10 protein-coding genes are annotated in these 12,894 nt (G+C 60.9%); 7 read left to right on the top strand and 3 right to left on the bottom strand.

The features are described from left to right. Window positions 1-10: 10 nt before the first annotated feature. Window positions 11-2,107: a radical SAM protein gene (locus PW792_17625; GenBank protein ID MDE1163748.1), complete on the bottom strand. Its 2,097-nt coding sequence runs from the start codon at window positions 2,105-2,107 to the stop codon at window positions 11-13. Between the two features lie 215 nt (window positions 2,108-2,322). On the opposite strand from PW792_17625, the gene mltG reads away from it, so the two are divergent. The 4 genes from mltG (at window position 2,323) to PW792_17605 (ending at window position 6,206) form a co-directional block, all read left to right on the top strand. Further along, a complete protein-coding gene (gene mltG / locus PW792_17620; GenBank protein MDE1163747.1) occupies window positions 2,323-3,318 on the top strand; it encodes an endolytic transglycosylase MltG in 996 nt (331 codons plus the stop codon). 649 nt (window positions 3,319-3,967) lie between these two features. After that, window positions 3,968-4,612: a sigma factor-like helix-turn-helix DNA-binding protein gene (locus PW792_17615; protein MDE1163746.1), complete on the top strand. Its 645-nt coding sequence runs from the start codon at window positions 3,968-3,970 to the stop codon at window positions 4,610-4,612. A 344-nt stretch (window positions 4,613-4,956) separates the two neighbouring features. After that, complete coding sequence (locus tag PW792_17610) at window positions 4,957-5,244, top strand: hypothetical protein (protein MDE1163745.1); 288 nt, start codon at window positions 4,957-4,959, stop codon at window positions 5,242-5,244. Between the two features lie 65 nt (window positions 5,245-5,309). Continuing rightward, window positions 5,310-6,206 (top strand): DUF4292 domain-containing protein, encoded by an 897-nt coding sequence (locus PW792_17605; GenBank protein MDE1163744.1) that lies wholly within the window; start codon window positions 5,310-5,312, stop codon window positions 6,204-6,206. Between the two features lie 176 nt (window positions 6,207-6,382). Here the strand turns inward: PW792_17605 and PW792_17600 are convergent, their stop codons facing one another. Together PW792_17600 and PW792_17595 are read right to left on the bottom strand one after the other, a co-directional pair. Beyond that, window positions 6,383-7,411: a Gfo/Idh/MocA family oxidoreductase gene (locus PW792_17600; protein MDE1163743.1), complete on the bottom strand. Its 1,029-nt coding sequence runs from the start codon at window positions 7,409-7,411 to the stop codon at window positions 6,383-6,385. 141 nt (window positions 7,412-7,552) lie between these two features. Next, entirely contained in the window at window positions 7,553-7,759 is a 207-nt protein-coding gene (locus PW792_17595) for a hypothetical protein (protein MDE1163742.1), read from the bottom strand. 73 nt (window positions 7,760-7,832) lie between these two features. Here PW792_17595 and PW792_17590 point away from each other — a divergent pair, with 73 nt between their 5' ends. Genes PW792_17590 through PW792_17580 form a run of 3 tightly spaced genes read left to right on the top strand, consistent with a single transcriptional unit; the run spans window position 7,833 to window position 12,860 of the window. Next, window positions 7,833-9,884 (top strand): hypothetical protein, encoded by a 2,052-nt coding sequence (locus PW792_17590; GenBank protein MDE1163741.1) that lies wholly within the window; start codon window positions 7,833-7,835, stop codon window positions 9,882-9,884. Continuing rightward, window positions 9,820-11,316, top strand: a complete 1,497-nt coding sequence (locus PW792_17585; protein ID MDE1163740.1) for a hypothetical protein — start codon at window positions 9,820-9,822, stop codon at window positions 11,314-11,316. Before PW792_17590 ends, PW792_17585 begins: the two co-directional genes overlap by 65 nt. A 17-nt stretch (window positions 11,317-11,333) precedes the next feature. Further along, on the top strand, window positions 11,334-12,860 hold the full coding sequence (locus PW792_17580; protein MDE1163739.1) for a terminase: 1,527 nt from the start codon (window positions 11,334-11,336) through the stop codon (window positions 12,858-12,860). Window positions 12,861-12,894 lie beyond the last annotated feature (34 nt).

Below are 12,894 nucleotides of genomic sequence, written 5' to 3'. Positions count from 1 at the left end.
TTGCGAGGAACTAGTCGCCGGAGACGAGGTCGTTCTCTTCTGCCTTGATTGCGGGGGCTGCCTTGATCTCGCCGAGGGCGATGAAGCCAGGCTGCTCCTGCTCCTTGAGAATTTCCTTGCGGTAAAGCTTCGACATGCGAGCGTTCTCGGCGTCCTGCTTCATCTTTGCGTCGCGTGCGCGAATCTTTTCTTCGCGCGCATTCTTCGCAATGCCGGACTTCTCGAACGTGTCGTTCGCTGCCGAGTTGACATGAGCCTCGTTGAGCTTCAGGTCGTACTTGTCCTGACGGTCAAGCGAAACCTTCTTACCACCGGCGAAGATCTCGTGACGGCCATGCTCTTCGTACCACTTGGTGAGCGTAGCGGTCATGTGCATCTTCTCGATGATGTTGCGCCAGCCGATACCCGTGTTGTACGCGCAGAAGGAGATTTCGCCTTCCTGCGTAGCGTACGGAATGATGCACTGCTCGGTGCGGCGGAAGTCGTAGTTGAAGAGATCCTGGAACCACATGCCGGCGATGAAGAGGAAGTTCCAACGGTCGCCGCGGCGCTTCTCGATGTCTTCCATGGTGCGGTCAGCGGTAACCTTGCCGTAGTTGCGGCCGGTCGCGCCGAAGCACTTGTCGAACTTTTCGAGGAGGGCGAAGATGCTGAAGTTCTTCGGGGCCTTCGACGGGTTGTAGTTGCGGATCAGGGCCAGACCAGCACCCACGATCGTCATGAGCTTGCCGCGCGATGCGTCGTTGACCTTCGCAATGTCCTTGGCAAGCTGCACGGCGTCGAGGAACGCGGTGACGGGAACGGCTTCCTTCGTTTCCTTGTCGATCATGAGCGCCATACCGATACCGCAGTTCGGGTGGCAACCGCAGGAGAGCTGGCCCCACTCGTGCTCCGGTCCGTGAACCAGATCGGCCCAGTCAGAGAAGGTGGACATGAACGAGATCGGGAACCAGTCGCGCGTGGATTCGCCGAGGCCGGTCTGCGAGCGAACGTCGTGTGCAAGATGCGACAGCGTGTAACGCTGTGCCATGCGGCGCTCGTCGGAGACGGCTTCGTCGCGGCCCGTGAAGGAAACCGGCTGGAAGGAGAGGAAGTTGATCTTCTTCGGGTTGTCGAGAGCGAACTCGATGATGCGGCCAACCTGCTCGTTGTTGATGCCGTTGATGATGCAGGTGACAGGAACGATATCCACACCGGCAGCGTGCAGGTTGTGGATCGCCTGCAGCTTTACGTCGAACGAGTTACCAACCTTACGGTGCGAGTTGGCAGCGTTGCCGATGCCGTCGAACTGGAGGTAGGCGTAACGGAGACCGGCTTCAGCCGCAGCGCGTGCGAACTCAGCCGACTTCGCGAATTCAATGCCGTTGGTTGCAGCCTGTACCGAGTTGTAACCGACCTTACGAGCGTAAGAGACAGCGTCAAGGAAGTACGGTGACAGGGTGGGCTCACCGCCCGAGAACTGCACGGACATCTGACGACGCGGCTTGATGGTGATCGCATTGTCGAGCATGGTCTTGATCTCGTCCCACGTGAGTTCGTGGACAAAGCCGACCTGGTTGGCGTCCATGAAGCAGGGATCGCACATCATGTTGCAACGGTTGGTGAGATCGATGGTGAGAACCGAACCGCGACCGTGGGTAACGGTCGACGTGCCGTGGTTGTGGAGCTTCTCATCGTTGTGGGCGCGGATGTCGCGGCCCGGGAAGACGTCTTCGAGGTGCTTCATCATCGGAGCATCGATAGACATGACGTCTTCGAAGTGACCGTGGATGGGGCAATCCTTAACCATGAGGATCTGGCCGTCACGCTCGATGATCTGCGCCTTGATTTCACCAACCTTCTCATTCAGAAGGACTTCGTGCGGCAGCTTGCCATCGAGGATCTGCTGGCGGATCTCCGGCACGCAGCGCGGGCAGAGCGAGTCCGTGGTGCGGGGCCAGCCAAGGGGCGGCTTTTCCTTCTGGTAGCTCTTCAGGAGAGGCTTATCAGACCACTTAGGGGTGAAGCTCTTGTTGGGGCTGATCGCGTTGATCTTGTCGAAAACGGCCCAGCTGGCCTTCGCGGCGAGGACTACGCCCTTTTCTGCGAGCTTAGTTACCTTGGACATGTATGCATTCTCCTGAAAATAGCTAGGTTCTCAGACTAACGCTTTCGTCGTGGTCCGAGAAGTACATCGCGCGATTCCTGTCCCGCGCGACCGAGACAATTCCACCGTTGAGCCTAAGCCTGTGAATGGGTGATGTCTTGGATCATGCAGCGAACGGCAAAAATCTGCATTGAACGGTGATGGGATGTGCCGAATGTGGTTCTGGTTGCGACCGATTGGCAGTTTACGATCAGGATGTGCGCTGGCTTGGGTGGATTTTCGTTCTGTTACTTCTAGGCACGGCGGGTGCCGGATGGCTCGTTGTGCTTCCGTATGGTCCTTCGTATGAACGGTTTGTGGAGATTGCTCCGGGGACGACGACGGAGGAGATCGGCGAAAAGCTGCAGACCGCTGGCGTTGTGCGGAGCGGCCTGCTGTTTGTCGCGCTGAAGCACTGGAAGGGTGGAAGCCTGAAAGCGGGCGAGTACCGCTTTGACCATCCGGTGGCAATGACCGAGGTCTACGACCGGATTCGCAAGGGCGACGTCTATACCCTGACCGTGGTGATTCCGGAGGGATACGACATCTTCCAGGTGGCGCAGGCGGTAGGAGCGGCGGGGCTGGTTCCGGCGAAGGATTTTCTGCAGGCCGAGATGCAGCACACCGAACTGGTGAAGAAGTGGAGCCCGCTGGCACCTTCTGTAGAGGGCTTCCTGTTTCCCGACACCTACAAGTTCAGCCGCCGAGCGACGGCCGTGGACATGATTTCGATCATGGTGAAGCGGTTTGGGCAGCAGGCGGCGAAGCTGGGCCTGGAGCCGCAGAGCGCGGCGCGGGTGGTGACGATGGCTTCGCTGGTGGAGCGCGAGGTGCATGTGCCGGAGGAGCGCGCGGCGGTGGCCGGGGTGTTCGAGAACCGGCTGGCGCTGGGAATGCCTCTGCAGACGGACCCGGCTGTGGCCTATGCCAGCGAGTTGCGCGGAACGTGGACGGGGGTGATTCACCAGAGCGAGTTGAAGTCGGACTCGACGTACAACACGTACACCCATGCGGGGCTGCCGCCGGGGCCGATCTGCAACCCGGGTGTGGCGGCTCTGAAGGCGGCGCTGTCGCCGGAGAAGAGCGAGTCCCTCTACTTTGTCGCCGATGCGGCGGGGCATACAGTGTTTTCGAAGACGCTCGAAGAGCATGAGCGGAACGTGGCAAGCTACCGGGCGGCGGCCGGCCGCTAGACGCGGTACGGTTCGCCAGCCCAGGCGGAAAGATCAAAGCACCTTCTTCGGTGCAAGCACGCTCGTAAATTATTAACAAGCGAACATTTAGCGAAACAACTTGATACAATTTGCCGGATTTTATCGCAAACTATTGTATTCATTGACTTTGGCTGACATCGTTACGTCTGAAAATATTTTATTGACAGGGTGTGTACTCCCAGCTATAAACACCAGACTTCCTAACCGGCGAACGAAGACGAACGCGGGTGAACGGGAAGCGAGGCACTGAACGACAATTTCAGGCCGTCAGAGAAGACGGTCTGCCCAACGAACTGAGCGAGCCCATCCGACCGCTGATTCCCGAGGCTCGCCGGGGAGATGCTGTGCCTTTTGGAGAACGAATGAACGACTTTTGTGTGCAAGACAGGAAGCAGATCGTGGAGTTGAAGGTGTGCGAGGGATGTGGGGCGCTCTGGTTGCGGCCTGCGATGGGGGAAGGTGTGCGGCGCTACTGCCAGGGCTGCGTGCATTGGCTGAAGGAGTTCCCTGCACCGCAGTCGCGGAGCCGACGAGGACGCCGGAAGGGCTCCGGGACGTGGGCTGCCGGGTGTTCGGGGTTACACGTTGTGCGGCGAGGCGCTACGCCAGAGCGCGAAGGCGGTGGGCGATGAGCGAGTGGATGACCGAACGGATGACAGCGGCGACGGCAGAGACAAAGGCACAAACAGCAGAGGAGCAGATGATGGTGCAGGAATCGAAGAAGAACGTGAGCGGGTTGGCTTTGGTGTATTCGGCAGCGGTGACGGCGCGGAAGCCGGTGCAGCGTGTAGTGGCAGGTGTTCGGGAAGGCTCGACCGGACGCGTGGTGCAGCGGATGTGGGCGGTGGGCTGCGAACCGGTACAAGAAGCAGCTGCGCCGAAGCCCCGGCCGAAGCCGGAGCTGGCGTTTTATCGGAAGTACACGGAGGCGATGCTGCGGCGCTATCTGCGTATGGCAACGGAGTCAGGCAGGGTGCCGAGCATGTTGGGCCGGGAGCTGTTTCGCAGCAAGGTGACCAGCTACAAGGTGCAGAGCTTTGAAGATGTCGTGATCTTCTGCTTCGACATGGAGCGCTGCCTGGGGAAGCTGACCGAAGGGGAGCGGGAGGTGATCAAGCGGGTGGCTCTGCAGGAGTACACGCATGGCGAAACCGCGATGATGATGGGCCTGAGCCTGAGGGCGGTGGTGATGAAGTATGGACAGGCGCTGGACCGGCTGACGGGGATTCTGTTGGCGGCGAAGCTGATGGAGCCACAGGGGGGTAGGGGGTAGGGTTGGGGCTGAAGCCTCTTTGTCTCTGCGGGGTAGAGGGTGGGGTGAAGCCCGCCTCTGCCCCGAGGGCAAAGCTCCAAAGGCGAAAGCAGAGCGCAGAGGGGGCTGTGGCTGCGCGATGGTTTGCGGTGGCGTTGACGGAGTGAGTTTTAAGAGATGGGCGTTGAAAATGCTGTCAAGGGGGCTGAGGATACGCGGCTCCGCCAAGTTACTGAAATAGATAGAGATAGAAGCTGGAAATAGTTTGCGTAGTTTTTCTAAGCGGATTGGTATTCTTGAAAAGTAAGGAATCGAGAGCGGAGCCACCTGGGTGGCGGCCGCTCTTTTTGCATTTTGGGGTGGGGATGGCGGTCAATCAGGTAAAGCAGGAGAAAAAAGGCGATGAGGAGTTTGGGTTTGAGTTTCCCAGCAAGCCGTTGCGGCCAGCGCAGTGCGCGCGCTATCTGCGGCGGACGCTGGCGGAGCATCTTCCGGGGATTCTCTATGGGCTGGTGCGGGGGGCTCGCGATGGAAGCTGTCAGCATGTGAAGCTGGCGACGGAGTTGTTGCAGGTCGCACAGATGCCGGGCGAACGGCGGGAAAAAGGCTCGGCCGCGAAGTTGCTGGAAGAGCTGGAGAATGAACCAACGTAGCTGGCGGGCGAAAGTTTGAATCGAACGCGGATGTTACAGAGTCGATATACTTGGATTTCGACACGATGACTTTAAAAAGCACGGTATCGGTAGCGCTCGCGATGACGATGCTTGGCGTGTCTTCAGGCTGCTTTCGCTCGACGAAGCTGGTGCAGAAGACGATGGCGCCGGACGTTTATCACTCGGCCAGCGTGGAAGCCCTGGAAAAAGATGTGCAGGACCGCGATGCTGCGATCAAGACGCTGAACGCTGGCGTGCTGATCACCGCAACGGTGGGCGGCGGTAAGACGGGGCAGGTTACAACCTATACGTCCTTCCGCGGGTATATCTTCGTCCGCAAGCCGGAAGACCTGCGCGTGATTATGCAGCTTCCTGTGATCGGTTCGCGTGCGCTGGATATGGTTTCGAACGGTAAGACGTTCACGCTGGTGCATGCGACGGCTGGACACGGCGATGTATGGATGCATGGTTCCAATACCGTGACGACGCCTTCGAAGAACGGTCTGGAGAATCTACGGCCAGGGGTGTTTCTCGACTCCCTGCTGGTGCCGGGTGTGGCGGCGAATGAGTTTGTGAGTCTGAATGAGTCGACACGGATTATGCCTTCGCCGGACAAGAAGCGCGTGGCGATTGAAGAGCCGGATTACGATCTGACGATTTCGAAGGTGAAGTCGGGGAACGTGCTGCAGACAACGCGCGTGCTGCACATCAGCCGCATTACGATGCTGCCGTTTCAACAGGACATCTACGATAACCAGGGGCGTGTGGTGACGTCGGCGCTCTATGAGAACTACAAAGACTTCAACGGTGTGCAGTTTCCGATGACGATCACGATGAAGCGGCCGCTCGATGAGTATTCGCTGAAGGTGGATGTGACGAAGCTGACCGTGAATGCACCGTTTGACGATGACCAGTTTGAGCTGGCGATTCCTGCGGGAGTTACGGTGCAGGAGATGAAGTAAGGTTCGCGGATGGAAACGAAAGGCCAGGCTTATGCCTGGCCTTTCGTTTTTTGAGGGAGTGCCTGGGGAAAGAGAAAGCTTCGACGCAACGGGCGCGAAGGGCGCTACGTTTCGCGAAGGGATTTGGGGCTGGGCCGGGGCTCAAGCCCCTTTTGTTGCGGAGAGGATGGCGAGCCCTAAGGCAGGAGGCCGGCGCGCTCGTGGTGGGCGGCGATGGCTTCATTGATGCGGAGAGCGAGGGCGAGGGCAGCCATGCCGGCTTCGCCGGTGACGCGCGGGGGCTGACGGGTGATGACGGCGCGGAGGAAGTCTTCGAGCTCAAGGCGCAGAGGTTCGGCGCGGGGAAGGTCGAGCTTCTGGAGGTCGAAGCCGGTGGTGGGGTGGGAGGCCGGGACCGTCGCCGGGGGGCGATAGCCAGCGGCGATCTGTGCAGCCAGGGCTGGGTCGACAGCGATGGAGAGGAGCTCCTGACGAGCGAAGTCGAGCGAGAGGTACTGGTGCGGCTGGAAGAGGCGCAGCTTGCGGACCTGCTCGGTGGAGACGCGGGAGGCGGTGAAGTTGGCGACGGCGCCGGAGGCGAACTCGACGCGGACGTTGGCGATGTCGGTCTTCGCGGAGAGGATGGGGATGCCTGTGGCGCGGACGTCGAGCACCTCGGATTGCGCGAGCGAGAGGACGATGTCGAGGTCGTGGATCATGAGGTCGAGGACGACGTCGACGTCGAGCGAGCGCGGGGTAAAGAGGCTGAGGCGGTGGGCCTCAAAGAACATGGGCCGGTTGAGGCGATCGACGGTGGCAGCGACGGCGGGGTTGAAGCGTTCGAGGTGGCCGATCTGCACGATCCGGTTGTGCTGCTTTGCAAGGGCAAGGACCGACTCAGCCTCTGCGAGTGTGGCGGCGAAGGGCTTTTCGATGAGGACGTCGAGGCCCGCGACGAGGAGCTGAGACGCGACCGCTGCGTGATGAATGGTGGGGACGCAGACGCTGGCGGCGTGGAGTTCGAGGCCGGAGGCGAGGAGATCGTCGATGGTGGCGAAGGCCGGGATGTTGTACTGCGCGGAAGCCGCGGAACGGGTCTCGGGGCTGGCGTCTACGACGGCGGCGAGTTGAACGCCGGTCGTGGCTTCCAGCTCACGGTAGACGCGAAGGTGGTTACGGCCGAAGGCCCCGGCTCCAATGACGGCGGTGCGAATAGGATGCGACATTCCACCTCCAAGTGTAGTGGTTTGCGGCCGTGGCGGTGAGTGGGCGAAGGCAAAGAGGCATCGTTCGCGTGGGCGAACGATGCCTCAGATGTTTTGGCAGCGAGGTGGCCGCCAACAGAGATCTACGGAGATGCGATCGAGCTATTTTTCGACGGCTTCGCGGCAGCGAGCGTAGAGCTCGAGCAACGCATCGACGGGGTCCTCGGACTTCGTCTCCGCGGCGGGGGCGAAACCACGCGTGGGCGTGGAGGCGGTGCGGCCGAGGTTGGCTTGAGAAGCGACGAACTTGAGGAGGTCGAGAGCGATGTCTTCGGTGCGGCGAGAGGTCGGGAGTGCGCTGGATTCCATGGGGTCGATGGTAGCAAATTGCGGCCGCGAAACAGGAACCAGTCCAAAAGAACGGAACGAGTTTGGAGGAACGATGAAGAGTTTGTGGAGAGGGATGGCGGTGCTGCTGCTGGCGATGGGATGTTTTGTGCCTGCAGAAGCGCAGGTGGCGACGACCACGCTGAACGATACGGTGTATCGCGCGGATGGGACTCCAGCGCAGGGGTCGGTAGTGGTGACGTGGGGATCGTTCACGATGGCGAACGGCGTGAGCGTGCCAGCTGGCAGCAAGACGGCGGTGCTGGGAAGTAATGGCGCGTTTTCGATGGTGTTGGCGCCGAACGCTGGTGCGACGCCGATGGGGAGCTTCTACACGGCGGTGTATCACCTGGCGGATGGGACGGTGAGCCGGGAGTACTGGGTGATTCCGGTGACGGTTCCTGGGGGCGGCGCGGCGAAGCTTGCGGGGGTTCGCAACCAGGTGCTGCCTTCGTCGGTGGCGATGCAGACGGTGAGCAAGCAGTATGTGGACAGCTCGATTGCACAGGCGCAGATTGGGGCGTATCCGCTGGACTCGTCGCCGTATGTGCTGAAGGCGGGCGATACGATGACGGGGCCGCTGGAGCTGCCGGGAGATCCGGCGACGCCGACGCAAGCAGCGGACAAGAACTATGTCGACACGAATGTGACGGCGCTGACGAGCGGGCTGTCCGGCAAGGTGGCATTGCTGCCGAGTGGAACGCAGGTGGTGGGGCAGCCGGAGAGTACGCAGTTGCAGACGAACCGTTTGAACGGCGAGCTGTATGCTTCGCAGTTTGCGACCTCGCAGAACACGGACGGCATTACGACGGCGCTGAGTTCTCCGGAGTGTACGGACTCGAGTTGCACGGTGATCGTGGAGCCAACCTATCCCGAAAATGCGGTGGCAAGCACGGACACGGCGACACAGTCGGCGCATGTGAAAGATGAACGCGGAGCCAGCGAGTTCGATACATCCCTGAATCCGAAGTCACCGTCTTCGACCTATCTTGTGGGTCGCACAGGGCTGGTGACCTCTACGATTACGGCTCCGGAGTATTACCAGAGCCAGCACAACTCTGTGACGGCTGGGGTGCTGCAGCAGACGATGCGGGCGTTGAGCGGAGGGTCGAACCTGAGCCCGCAGTCATACACAAGTCTTCCCTACTTCAAGTCGACGTATGGCCTGGAGTATGGCGAAGGGATTTACAACACGCAGGGCCAGCATGTGAATTACACGTCGCTGGCGGGGTGCTACAGCGTGGGTGATTGCATCGATCGTTCGAGCATTCTGACGTCGGATGGAGGATTCCGCGATGGCAGCGATGAGGGCACGCATCAGTATGACTATCTGACGCAGGAAGATCCTCAGCTTTTTCAGGGAACGTGCGACACGGGATGCGTTAGCGGCTCAACAGACCTTGTGGTTGCGGTGACGGCAGGCGGAAGTACGCAGGGCGATGGCCGATACCTGATGGATACGACTGCAGCAAAGTCGATCACGACGGGGACGCTGATCGGCGGTGATCTTACGCGCCACTTTGTAGCGACGTTCAGCGGCAGCAGCTTTCCGGTGAGTACGTTTCTGGCAACTGCAGAGGTTGCCAATTCACAGGCCAATGATGCGGCGCCGGGCACGGTAACGCTTGCGATCATGAGCAGTGGAGCGCCGAGCGGCTATGCCACCAACACGGCCGCACTGCCCAATGCAAGTGGTGTTGCCTGTGTTGCGGACCAGGACCTGCCACCGTTTCAGATTGATAACTTCGAGACAGCGGCATACACCGTGATCGATGGCACACACATTCAGTTGACGCTGAACAAGCCGCACGACACTGGAGCGACGATTGCCGTAGGCGGGCTATGCGGCTATGGGTTGGAGCAGAAGGTCGATACGGTAGGGAAGCATCAAGCAGATCTTTCCGGTGATTGGATCGATCAGCACAACGCAGCTCTTCTATATGGGTGGACGAGTCGGCATTGTGGGTGCGGGCAGTGTGGCGACGGCGACGGCGTATGCCAATGTACAGTTGCCGATTGCATCGATAACGCGATCGGGCAATGTGGCGACGGTTACAACGTCTTCACCCGCGGTATGGGATTTGAACGCGCTGGTGGTGACGATTGATGGTGTGAGCGACCCAAGCTTCAATGGAAGCTTTCCGGTGACGTCTACGTCTTCCACGACGTTCCAGTTTGCAAGCACTGGAGCGGACACGAGCAGCAGCGGCGGATCGCTGAGTCTGCTGACGGGATCGTTTGCGCTGTACCCGATGGCAGAGGTTCTGGACGTGATGAACCACACGAGCCAGCGAGTGGATGGCACGTTTCACCTGGCAGCCAACACGGTGGCGTGGGCGGCGGGCGATGCACTGGAAGAGCCACATTACTTTCAGCAGGACGTTCATGCCAGCTATGAGCAGGTGCAGCGCATTCTGCCGCAGGCAAATGGGACGAGCTTTCACGGGCTGCTCTACAGCGGTAACGTCGGGCCGGGCACAAACGGCTTTGCGGCTGTGAATGGTAACCCGAGCAATGTGTATTACGGCGAAGGTGGAACGCACCATGTTCCTTCGGCGGCGTTTCTTGGCCGGGGAGCGTGGACGTCTGCGGTTGAAGTCGATGCAGGCGAGTTGGCTGCGATGCGAGTGCATTGCAATCTGCATGGGTGTGGGAAGTGGAACTCTTCGTACTACCTGATGCTGATGGACAGTGTGGTTGGTCCGGGAAGCGATTCGCTGCAGTTTGCTCCGCAGACACGCACGGCGACGTGGTCGCTGGGAGGCGCAGCGTATGCGTTTTCTCCGAGCGGCTTTACGGCAGGCACGATCAACGTTGGCACGCTGAATGCAACGACAATCAATGGCGGCGTGAGTGCCGATGCGATCAACAGCGGAACGATCGCGGCAGCGCGGCTGCCGGTGTTTGGACCGAGCGGGAGCTCGCACAGCGTAGGTGCGGTGCCTGATCCGGGTGCAACGGCAGGAGCTACCCGCTACTTGCGCGAGGATGGGACGTGGGCGGTGCCGACAGGCGGTAGTGGAGGCACAGGCGATGCCGGAGGCGACCTTTCGGGAACGTATCCGAACCCGACGGTGGCTGCGGTGCATGCGACGAGCGGATCTCTGGACAACGTGACCATCGGCGCGACGACGCCGGGGGCGGCATCGTTTACTCAGCTTCGCGGAAGCACAGCGGTGGTCGGGCCGGTGCTGTCGGGCGGTGACTCGAACCTGGTGGCGGTGTATTACTCGTTTGGCTCGATGATGTTTGGACCGCAGGATGTGAACTTCGGTCCACGCAGCAGCTTTCCGTATGGGTTGAACATCGGCTCCAACGGAACGACGGCCCCTCTGTACGGCTTGTCGGTCGGACTGGGTCAGCAGTTCCAGGTGGACCAAACGGGCAACGTGGTGGGTACGAGCTATCAGGAGACGCTGATGACGCCTGCGAGTTCTTCGAGCTCATGCACGGCGGGACAGTTTGCCGATGACGCGAACTATCACTATGTGTGCGTGGCGACGAATACATGGAAGCGTGCAGCACTAAGCAGCTTCTAAACCAGGCAGCTTCTAAGGTGAGTTGCGGAAAGGGCGGCGTGGCGATGGCTACGTCGCCCCGCAGTGTTTGCGGAGTGAGTGTGCGGAAGAAGAAGAGGACGGAGTTGGGCAGCCTGCTCGATGTGGGAAAGAGGATGGATGGTGAGCCCCTGCTGGTGATGCGCGCGGCGGAGCTCCTGCTCCAGATTCGAGACCGGCATGGGCGTGCGGTGGCTCTCCGCGCGAACGAGGCGCAGAGAGCGTTTGAGCTGAGGCGTGGGCAACACAATGTGGTGTTGAAGGCCAGGCAGATGGGCATGACGACGTGGATCGCCGCGACGTCTCTCCTGCGGGCGATGACAGTTCCAGGGACGATGGTGCTCGAGGTGGCGCATACGCGCGAAGCGTCGGAGGCGTTGTTCAGTATTGTGCGGCGGATGTGGGATGGCTTGCCACTAGATCTGCGCGAGGGGCCGTTGCGGTTGCGACGGAGCAACAGCTCTCAGATGGTGTTTGCAGAGATGGATAGCGAGTTTCGCGTGGCGAGTGCGGCGGAGGCGAACGCGGGACGAGGGTTGAGCGTGCAGGTGCTGCATGCAAGCGAGGTGGCGAGGTGGCCGGGCGATGCAGAGGCCACGCTGGCTGGGCTGCGGGCGGCGTTGGCTCCAGGCGGCTTGAGCGTGCTGGAGAGTACGCCGAACGGAGCGTACGGAGCGTTCTACGACGAATGGCGAACGGGCGCGGCGGTGAAACACTTTCTGCCGTGGTGGATGGAGCGCACGTATGTAGGACAAGCCGTGGACGCGGCGGCGATGAGTGAGGAAGAACGGTCCCTCATGGAGAGGCATGGCTTGAGCGCGGAGCAGGTGGGCTTTCGGCGGGGGCTGGAGCGGAGCTTTCGCGGGACGCGCACGCAGGAGTTTGCAGAGGATGCGGAGAGCTGCTTTCGTGCAACAGGAACTTGCTGCTTCGAGATGGAGGCGATCTGTGAGCGGTTGGAGAGGGTGCCTGGACCGGTAGAGAGTCGGCGTGGAGGCGCGCTGCGAGTGTGGCTGCGGCCGCGGGCGGGGCGCGAGTATGTGGTGGCCGTGGATACGGCCGGGGGCGGCATCGATGGGGATTTCTGCGCGGTGCAGGTGCTGGATCGCGTGACCGGGATGCAGTGTGCGGAGCTACAGGAACGGCTGCGGCCGGCGGAACTGGCGAGGGTTTCGGCAGAGCTGGCGCGAGAGTTCAACGGAGCGTTGCTGGCGGTGGAGAGGAACAACCACGGGTCGGGCGTGCTGGCGTACCTGGAGTCGACCGAGAGGTATACAAGGCTGTATCGGCAGGGTGGAGAGGCTGGGTGGCTGACGACGATGGCGTCGAAGCCGGAGATGATTGCGCGACTGGATACGTGGCTGCAGGAGCGGGCCGATGCGGTGATGAGCAGGCGTTTGCTGGGCGAGTGTCGCACGTTTGTGAGCGGAGACCGTGGGCAGATGGGAGCGTCCGGCGGCGCGCATGACGACCTGGTGATGTCCATGGCACTGGCGCTGAGTGTGCGTGCAGAGATGCGGGCTTGACGTGTCTAGTATGGTGGGCAGGTGAGGTGACACG

This window comes from Acidobacteriaceae bacterium, assembly GCA_028283655.1.
GTDB lineage: Bacteria > Acidobacteriota > Terriglobia > Terriglobales > Acidobacteriaceae > Granulicella.
Note: the sequence above shows the minus strand (reverse complement) of the source record. Positions and strands in the feature narration are given on the sequence as shown.